The sequence below is a fragment of the Oscillibacter sp. KLE 1728 genome (assembly GCF_934833455.1).
Classification (GTDB): domain Bacteria; phylum Bacillota; class Clostridia; order Oscillospirales; family Oscillospiraceae; genus Oscillibacter; species Oscillibacter welbionis.
This window is the reverse complement of the sequence record NZ_CAKVVF010000027.1, coordinates 2,465-11,324: the sequence shown is the minus strand read 5'-3', so window position 1 is coordinate 11,324 and position 8,860 is coordinate 2,465. Positions and strand designations below refer to the sequence as shown.

At 63.8% G+C, this 8,860-nt stretch carries 7 protein-coding genes; all 7 read left to right on the top strand.

Annotated features, from left to right (window positions below):
• Positions 1-471: 471 nt before the first annotated feature.
• On the top strand, positions 472-1,458 hold the full coding sequence (gene mraY / locus QVE23_RS04710) for a phospho-N-acetylmuramoyl-pentapeptide-transferase (RefSeq protein ID WP_036631121.1): 987 nt from the start codon (positions 472-474) through the stop codon (positions 1,456-1,458).
• A 65-nt stretch (positions 1,459-1,523) separates the two neighbouring features.
• The gene (ftsW, locus tag QVE23_RS04705) at positions 1,524-2,765 is read left to right on the top strand and encodes a putative lipid II flippase FtsW (protein ID WP_174233003.1); all 1,242 of its coding nucleotides are present in this window, start codon (positions 1,524-1,526) and stop codon (positions 2,763-2,765) included.
• A 131-nt stretch (positions 2,766-2,896) separates the two neighbouring features.
• The gene (gene murG / locus QVE23_RS04700) at positions 2,897-4,033 is read left to right on the top strand and encodes an undecaprenyldiphospho-muramoylpentapeptide beta-N-acetylglucosaminyltransferase (RefSeq protein WP_287966673.1); all 1,137 of its coding nucleotides are present in this window, start codon (positions 2,897-2,899) and stop codon (positions 4,031-4,033) included.
• A 64-nt stretch (positions 4,034-4,097) separates the two neighbouring features.
• Positions 4,098-5,369 carry a UDP-N-acetylglucosamine 1-carboxyvinyltransferase gene (gene murA, locus QVE23_RS04695; RefSeq protein WP_021750850.1) on the top strand — a complete coding sequence of 424 codons (1,272 nt, stop codon included), beginning with the start codon at positions 4,098-4,100 and terminating at the stop codon, positions 5,367-5,369.
• 10 nt (positions 5,370-5,379) lie between these two features.
• Positions 5,380-6,141 carry a cell division protein FtsQ/DivIB gene (locus tag QVE23_RS04690; RefSeq protein ID WP_021750849.1) on the top strand — a complete coding sequence of 254 codons (762 nt, stop codon included), beginning with the start codon at positions 5,380-5,382 and terminating at the stop codon, positions 6,139-6,141.
• 215 nt (positions 6,142-6,356) lie between these two features.
• The gene (gene ftsZ, locus QVE23_RS04685) at positions 6,357-7,478 is read left to right on the top strand and encodes a cell division protein FtsZ (RefSeq protein WP_119311559.1); all 1,122 of its coding nucleotides are present in this window, start codon (positions 6,357-6,359) and stop codon (positions 7,476-7,478) included.
• A 191-nt stretch (positions 7,479-7,669) separates the two neighbouring features.
• Complete coding sequence (gene spoIVB / locus QVE23_RS04680) at positions 7,670-8,737, top strand: SpoIVB peptidase (RefSeq protein ID WP_021751794.1); 1,068 nt, start codon at positions 7,670-7,672, stop codon at positions 8,735-8,737.
• Positions 8,738-8,860 lie beyond the last annotated feature (123 nt).

Below are 8,860 nucleotides of genomic sequence, written 5' to 3'. Positions count from 1 at the left end.
GAGAAGCACCACATGGACGAACGGGAGATCGTGGCGGAGCACTTGACGGGGAAGTAACCGCCGGACGTCCGGCGTCAAGCGGTTTGCCGCAGGCAAACCCTTGAAATCGGCTGAATTCACTTCGGGCGATTTGAGTCAAATGCGGGGTCCCCACAAAATCGGAGATTTTGTGGGGCGTGAACCACGAGAAGCACCACATGGACGAACGGGAGATCGTGGCGGAGCACTTGACGGGGAAGTGACCGCCGGGCGTCCGGCGTCAAGCGGTTTGCCGCAGGCAAACCCTTGAAATCGGCCGAATTCACTTCGGGCGGTCCGCGTGAAATGCGGCTGTCAGCCGTGGGCGGCGCCGCATGGACAATGGGATACGGCGGGACATCCGGCGGAGGATCGGCCGCCGGAGAACCGCTGGAATCAGGAACGTACCAAAGGGCCGGGGCTGTGCCCGGCGAAGGAGAGGGAGACGGATATATGACACTTTCTTTGATCGCGGCGGCCGTCAGCTTTGTGCTGACGCTGCTCATCGGCAGATTTCTCATCCCGGAGCTGCGCAAGCTGAAGGCCGGCCAGGAGATCCGGGAGGACGGACCCACGTGGCACAAGTCCAAGGCCGGCACGCCCACCATGGGCGGCATCATGTTCATCCTGGGTGCGGGCGTCACCGTGTTCATCCTGGGTTGGAGCTTCATGCTGGAGGGGGTGTTCTGGCACCTCTACGTGTATCTCTTCGCCCTGATCTTCGGCCTGATCGGCTTTGTGGACGACTACCGCAAGGTCCGCCAGCACCAGAACGAGGGACTGACGGCCCGGCAGAAGTTCATCCTTCAGCTGGCGGCGGCGGTGGTGTTCCTGGTGCTGATGCGGTACGAGGGCCTGCTGACAAACGACCTGTATATCCCCTTCCTGAACATGAGCTTTACCATCAACTGGATCGTGTATCTGATCTTCGCGGCCTTCGTTATTGTGGGCTGCGTCAACGCTGTGAACCTGACCGACGGCATCGACGGGCTGGCTGCCAGCGTCACCTTTGTGGTGATGGCGTTCTTCACCGTAGCCGGCGTCCTCTGGAGCACCTACGGCATCCAGGCTCTGTTCCCGGCGGCTATGGCGGGAGGGCTGGCGGCCTTCTTCGTCTATAACCACCACCCCGCCAAGGTGTTCATGGGGGACACCGGCAGCCTGTTTCTGGGCGGCGCGGTGGCGGCCCTGGCCTTTGTGTTCGATATGCCCCTGGTGTTGATCCCCGTAGGCATCATCTACATTCTGGAGACGCTGTCCGATATTATCCAGGTGGGTTACTTCAAGCTGACCCACGGCAAGCGATTCTTCAAAATGGCCCCCCTGCACCACCACCTGGAGCTCTCCGGCTGGAGTGAGGCAAAGCTGGTGGCGGTATTCTCCCTGGTGACGCTGGCGGGCTGCGTCCTGGCCTATCTGGGCGTCCAGGGACGATTCTGAGCACTCTGCGCCGGCCCGCTGCGGAGCGCGGCAAGATCCACAGACCCCGAGAGGAGGGAAGCAGTATGGTACGGCAGAAAAAAGCCCCGGCGGCCCGCCGGCGACCCATGAGTCGGGAAGAGGCCCTGGCCCGGCAGGAGCGCCAGCAGCGCCGGCGGGAGCTGGAGCAGGAGAGCCGGGAATTGGCCAAGGGGCCCATTGACCTGCCCTTCTTCATCCTGGTGATGCTGTTGACCGGCGTGGGCCTGGTGATGCTGCTGTCCGCCAGCTTCCCCTCCGCCTATTACGAGACGGACGGCCAGAACCCCATGTCCTACTTTATCCGCCAGGGCGTGTTCGCCATCATGGGCGTGGCGGCCATGCTCTTCATTGGCAAGATCAACTATCAGCGGTTCCGCGGTCTTGCAAAGCCGCTGCTGTATCTGGCCGTCATTCTGCTGATCCTGGTGATTGTTCCGGGCAACCCCTTGGCCATTACCCGGAACAACGCCACCCGCTGGCTGGGCATTCCAGGTACTTCGCTGCAGTTCCAGCCCTCGGAGATCGCAAAGCTGGCGGTGGTGATCTATTTTGCCGACAGCATCTCCAAGAAAAAGGACCGTATGCAGACGTTCCGCTACGGCATCGCCCCCTATGCGGTGCTGCTGATTGTCTTGGCAGCCCTGGTGGGCATCGAGCCCCACCTCTCCGGCGCCATCCTCATCATGGGCGCCGGCGCGGTGATGATGCTGGTGGGCGGCATCCACTGGAGATGGGTGGGGCTGGCTATGGGTGCAGCCGGACTGCTGCTGTATCTGGTGCTGGGCGTGATCGGCTACAACGCCTCCCGCATCGAGATGTGGCACAACCCCTGGCTGGATCCCCAGGGAGCCGGTTACCAGCTGCGCCAGAGCCTCATCACCATCGGCTCCGGCGGGCTGTGGGGCGTGGGCCTGGGGAAGAGCCGCCAGAAGTTTCTCTATCTGCCGGAGGAGCACAACGATTTCATCTTCGCCATCGTCTGCGAGGAGCTGGGCCTGATTGGCGCCACCGTTATCATGCTGCTGTTCGCGGCGCTGATTCTCCGGGGCTTCTGGATCGCCCTCCATGCCCGGGACCGGTTCGGCAGCCTGATGGTGGTGGGCGTCATGACCCTGGTGGGCCTTCAGACCTTTTTGAACATCGGCGTGGTGACGGGCCTGCTGCCCACCACCGGCATCTCCCTGCCGTTTTTCAGCTATGGCGGCACGGCGCTGTCCATCCAGCTGGCGGAGATGGGCATCGTCCTGTCGGTATCCCGGCAGATGAAGCCTACAAAGGCGGGGTAGTACGACCCAGAGGAGTTAAGAGATAAAAGATAAGAGATAAAGGCGGAATCTCAAAATGTCCGGCTGTGCCGGACACCGAATCTCTTCTCCCTTCACTTTTATCTCATATCTTTCGATTGGAGTGCAGCAAAGTGGAAGCATCATTGAAGAAGGTGATCTTCACCTGCGGCGGCACGGCCGGGCACGTGAACCCGGCTATCGCGCTGGCCCAGCTGATGCGCGAAAAGGACCCGGAGACAGAATTTTTGTTCGTGGGAGCGGAGCGGGGACTGGAGAAGGACCTGATCCCCAAGGCGGGATACGACTTCCGCACCGTCCACATCTCCAGCTTCCACCGGTCCTTCAAGCCTCGGGAGATCCGGCACAACCTGGTCTCTGTGGGGAACCTCCTTCGGGCGCCCGGAGAGGCCCGGGCCATTCTGCGGCAGTTCCGGCCGGACGTGGTCATCGGAACGGGGGGATACGCCAGCTTCCCTATGGTGAAGGCCGCTGCCAAGGCGGGGATCCCCACGGCCGTTCACGAGTCCAACATGGTGCCCGGCCTCACCACGGAGATGCTGGAGCCCTTCGCGGACCGGATCATGGTGGGGTTTGAGGCCTGCCGGGAGCACTACCGCCACCCGGAGAAGGTGATCGTCACCGGTACGCCGGTGCGGCGGGACTTCTTCCATCTGACGAAGGCAGAGGCCAAGCGCCGCCTGGGCGTGGAAGACGGCCGGCCCCTGCTTGTTTCCTTCTGGGGGTCCCTGGGGGCCTCGGGCATGAACCGGCAGATGGCGGACTTCCTGGCGCTGGAGGCGGCCAAGGAACCTTTCCACCACATCCACGGCGCCGGAAAGGATGGCTATCCAGTACTGCTAAAGCTGCTGCAGGAGAAGGGGGTGGACCTGGCGGACCACCCGGCGCTGCAGGTGCGGGAGTACATCTATGATATGGCCGCCGTCATGCGGGCGGCGGATCTGGTGCTCTGCCGGGCGGGGGCCTCCACCATCAGCGAGCTGACGGCACTGGGGGTCCCGGCGCTGATCGTGCCGTCCCCCTATGTCACCAACAACCACCAGGAAAAAAACGCGAGGGTCCTGGAAAACGCCGGCGGTGCCGCGGTGCTGCTGGAGAAGGACTGCTCCGGTCAGGCGCTGTTCCAGGCGGCCTGCGGCATCCTTCATGACGGAGCGCGCCGGGCCTCCATGGAGCGGGCCATGTCCGCCCTGGGAATCCGGGACGCCACAGAGCGAATTTATCAAACCGTGCTGGAAATCTGCCAGTAACCACGAAACCCCGCCGGCCATAGGATGGACTGTTGAACCATTCTGGATTCGGAGGGGAACGGATATGAGCCAGCTTTTGTCGGTGCGAGGCGGCCGCCGCCTGGAGGGAGAGGTCACGATCCAGGGGGCCAAGAACAGCGTCCTGCCCATTCTGGCGGCCACGCTGTTGGCAAGGGGGCAGGTGGCGCTGCTGGGCTGCCCCCGGCTGCGGGATGTGGACGCCTCCATCCGCATCCTGCGGCATCTGGGCTGCGACGCCCATTGGGAGGCGGATGCCCTGGCGGTGGACACCACCGCCCTGCGCCGCTGTGAGATTTCGGATGTACTCATGCGGGAGATGCGCTCCTCCGCCATTTTCCTGGGGGCGATCCTGGCCCGGTGCGGGCAGGCGGACCTGAGCTACCCCGGCGGGTGCGAGCTGGGCCCCCGGCCTATCGACCTCCACCTTGCGGGCCTGCGGGACCTGGGGGCGGAGATCCGGGAGGAGGGCGGCTTCCTCCACTGCCGGGCGGACCGGCTGCGGGGCCGGGAAGTGGTGCTGCGGATGCCATCCGTGGGGGCCACGGAGAATCTGATGCTGGCCGCCTGCGGGGCGGAGGGCGTCACGGTGATCTCCAACGCCGCCCGGGAGCCGGAGGTGGTGGACCTGCAGAACTTCCTGAACGCCTGCGGGGCTCGGGTGTCCGGGGCGGGGAGCTCCGCCGTGTCCATAGAGGGCGGGCAGGACCTCCACGGCTGTACGTACCGGGTCATGCCGGATCGGATCGCGGCGGCTACTTACCTCTGCGCGGCGGCCTCTGCCGGCGGGGACATCTATCTCCGGGGCGCGGAGGAGGGGCACCTGTCCACAGTCACCGCCGCCCTGCGGGAGGCGGGCTGCACGGTCACGGCAGACAGCGGAGGCATCCGGGCTCTGTGCCGGGAGCGGCTGCGGGCCGTGGGGCCGGTGCAGACGGCGCCCTACCCCGGCTTTCCAACGGACGCGCAGGCGGTGCTGATGGCGGCACTGCTGCGCAGCCGAGGCGCCACGGTATTTGAGGAGAACATCTTTGAAAACCGCTATCGCCATGTGGACGAACTGATCCGCATGGGGGCCAGCATCCGGGTATCCGGCCGGGTGGCGGTGGTCACGGGTGTGGAGCGGCTTCACAGCGCGCCAGTGCGGTGTACGGATCTGCGGGGCGGGGCGGCCCTGTGCGTGGCGGCTCTGGCGGCGGAGGGGGAGACCCGTGTCTCCCAGATCTGCCACATCGACCGGGGCTACGAAGACCTGGCCCGGGACCTGCGGGCTCTGGGGGCGGACGCGGTGCGCGTGGAAGAGACAGAAAACGGGTAGGAGAGACGACATGGCCAGACGCAGACATTCCAACCGGCGGCGCAGGAGGGGAAACTTCGGCTTCCTCTATAAGCTGCTGTCCGTGCTGGTGATCTGCGCGGCCGTGGTGATGGCCCTGACGCTGTTCTTCCGGGTGGACACCATCGAGGTCACGGGGACTGAGCGGTACACCGAAAAGGACGTGATCGAGGCCAGCGGTATCCAGCTGGGCGACAACCTCTTTCTGCTGAACAAGTACGAGGCCGCCCGCAGCATCGCGGAGCAGCTGCCCTACATCGACATTGAGGACATCCGCATCCGGCGGGAGCTGCCGGACACTCTGCTGATCGATGTGGCGGAGTGCGGTACACCCCTGGCGGTGATCCAGGACGGCAGCGCCTGGCTGCTGAGTCCCAAGGGCAAGATCGTGGAGCAGCTGCCGGCGTCTCAGGCTGGGGACTATGCGGTGATCGACGGCTGTGAGCTGCTGGCCCCCTCGGTGGGCACGGACATCGCCCTGTCCACAGAGTTCGCCAATCAGCAGACCAGTCTGCTGGCGCTGCTGGCGGCGCTGGACGCCGCGGGCCTGACGGACCGGGTGGATGCCATCCACCTGGACGATCTGTCCCGGCTGACTATGGACTACGCCGGCCGCTTTTCTGTGGAGATGGAGTACAACGCGGACTATGACCGGATGCTGCAGATCCTGGAGGCGGGAATCAGCAAGCTGGAGAGTAACCAGACGGGCAGCATCCGCCTGGACCTGAATCCGCCGATCCTCACGCTGGACTGAGAGTGGCGGATTTGGCAGAAGATTGCCGAGACAGGGGGGACGGACCGCCGCCCCTCCTTTTTCCGGACAAAAATCTGAGGGAAAAGCCCGATGGACTCTTGACCAGAGGGCGAAAGTGTCATACAATAAACTAAATGTTATGAGATACAGGATATTGTGAATCCAAAGGGACGATCCTCCCTTTTTACACAAACGATAGTAGGAGGCACCACTATATGGCATTTGGATTGGAGACCGGTCCCGATACCGTTGTCAATATCAAGGTCATCGGCGTGGGCGGCGGCGGCAACAATGTGGTCAACCGCATGGTCCGCAGCGGCACCAAGGGCGTGGACTTTGTGGCGGTCAATACCGACAAGCAGGCGCTGAACGTATCTAGCGCCACCTATAAGATCCAGATCGGCGAAAAGCTGACCCACGGTCAGGGCGCCGGATCCGACCCCGAGGTGGGCCGCAAGAGCGCGGAGGAGAGCCGCAACCAGATCGCCAAGGCACTGGAGGACACGGATATGGTGTTCATCACTGCCGGCATGGGCGGCGGTACCGGCACTGGCGGCGCCCCCATCGTGGCGGAGATCGCCAAGGAGATGGACATCCTCACCGTGGCGGTGGTCACCAAGCCCTTCGGGTTTGAGGGCCGCCGGCGGATGCAGCAGGCAGAGGCCGGCATCGCGGAGCTGAAGGACAAGGTGGACTCCCTGGTCATCATCCCCAACGAGCGGCTGAAGCACGCCACGGACCAGAAGATCACCTTTGCAAACGCCTTCGAGATCGCGGACGACGTGCTGCGCCAGGCAGTGCAGTCCATCTCTGACCTGATCCGGGATACCGGCTTCATCAACCTGGACTTCGCGGACGTCACCGCCATCATGAAGAACGCCGGCATGGCCCACATGGGCGTGGGTCGGGCCGCCGGCAAGGGCAAGGCCGAGGAGGCCGCCAAGATGGCCGTTTCCAGCCCCCTGCTGGAGACGTCCATCGAGGGGGCCAAGGGCGTGCTCATCAATGTCACCGGCTCCATGGACATCGGTCTGGAGGAGGTGGAACAGGCCGCCAGCTTGGTCCAGGCGGCGGTCCATCCCGATGCGCTCACCATCTTCGGCGCCACCTTCGACGAGACGCTGGATGACGAGATCCGTGTCACCGTCATCGCCACCGGCTTTGACAAGGTGCCGGAGCAGCTGCCCAAGGTGCCGCCCATCCAGGCGGGGGCCGCCGGCCAGCAGAGCGCTGCGGCAGAGCCCATGCCTCTGAAGGAAGAGGACGTGCCCAAGCCGGAGGAGCCGGAGGATGACCCCTTCGAGGATATTTTCAAAATTTTCAATAAGCGGGATTGAACGTTTTTTTTCCAGGACCTGCGGGTATTTGCCTGCGGGTCCTGTTTTTTTGCCGCCGCGGCGGCACAGTCAAAGCCTGCCATGGGGCTGCTTCCGCATTTTGCAAGGCGTGTTTTTCCGTCTGCGGCAGATGATAATCTCGCCGGCAGATCAGCGGATTTGCCGGCCGCGTTTCGGAAAGGGGTGATTTCATGTATGGACCATTTCAAAAAGCGAGACACGTGCTGCGGGGCGGAGCGGCGCTGGTCTTGGCATTGCTGTTGTGCGCGGCCATGCCGGCGCGCGCTGCCGGTGTGACGGCCGGCGGCGCGGACCAGGACACCTCCGCCCGGATGCTGGTCCCCGTGGGCCACACGGTGGGCATCAAGCTCTTTGCCCGCGGGGTGATGGTGGTGAAGGCGCCGGAGAGCGGCACGCCTGCGGATGACTGCGGCCTGCAGACCGGCGACATCATCGTCAAATGCGGCGGCGTCTCCGTAACCTCCTCAGAGCAGTTCCAATCCCTGCTCCAGGAGAATGGGGAGACGGCCACCGACCTGCAGGTCCGCCGGGAAGGCGGGAGCGTGACGCTCTCTGTTTCCCCGGAACAGAACGAGAAGGGCGCCTACTGCATTGGGGCCTGGATTCGGGACAGCATGGCCGGCATCGGCACCATGACGTATTACGACCCGGAAAGCGGCGCCTTCGGCGCTCTGGGTCACGGGATCACGGACGCCGACACGGCGCTCCTGATGCCCTTTGCCTCCGGATCCATTCTGCCCTCCACCGTGAAAGCGGTGAAGAAGGGTGCCATCGGAGAGGCCGGTGAGCTGCGGGGGGATTTCGACCTGGCCACAGATTTGGGTGATCTGTACGCCAACACCACCAGCGGCGTCTTCGGCACGCTGGACCCCGGCGAATTCACCGAGCGGCTGGGCGATCCCATGCCGGTTGCGGCCGCCGGGGAAGTCCACGCCGGTCCTGCCACCATCCTCTCTAATGTGGAGGGTGATGCCGTTCAGGAATATGATGTGGAAATTTTACAGGTTGTAGAGAATGCAGCAGACGGCCGGGACCTGGTGATCTCTGTGACGGACCCGGAGCTTCTGGCCGCCACAGGCGGCATCGTCCAAGGTATGTCCGGCAGCCCGATCCTGCAGGACGGAAAATTCGCCGGTGCGGTGACGCACGTCCTGCTGAACGATCCAAGCAAAGGGTATGGAATTTTGATGGAAACTATGCTGGCAGCGGGAGATTTCTCAGAAGAACCCGTGGCCTGACATGGTCTCCCAGGCAGACAGCGGCGGGGGGGAGGCATTTTGGTGCCGCCCCCCCCGCAATTTTTTTAAAAAAAAATTTAGGAAAAGCCCCCCGGCGGGGCGGGGCGTTGGGAGGGGGTTGGG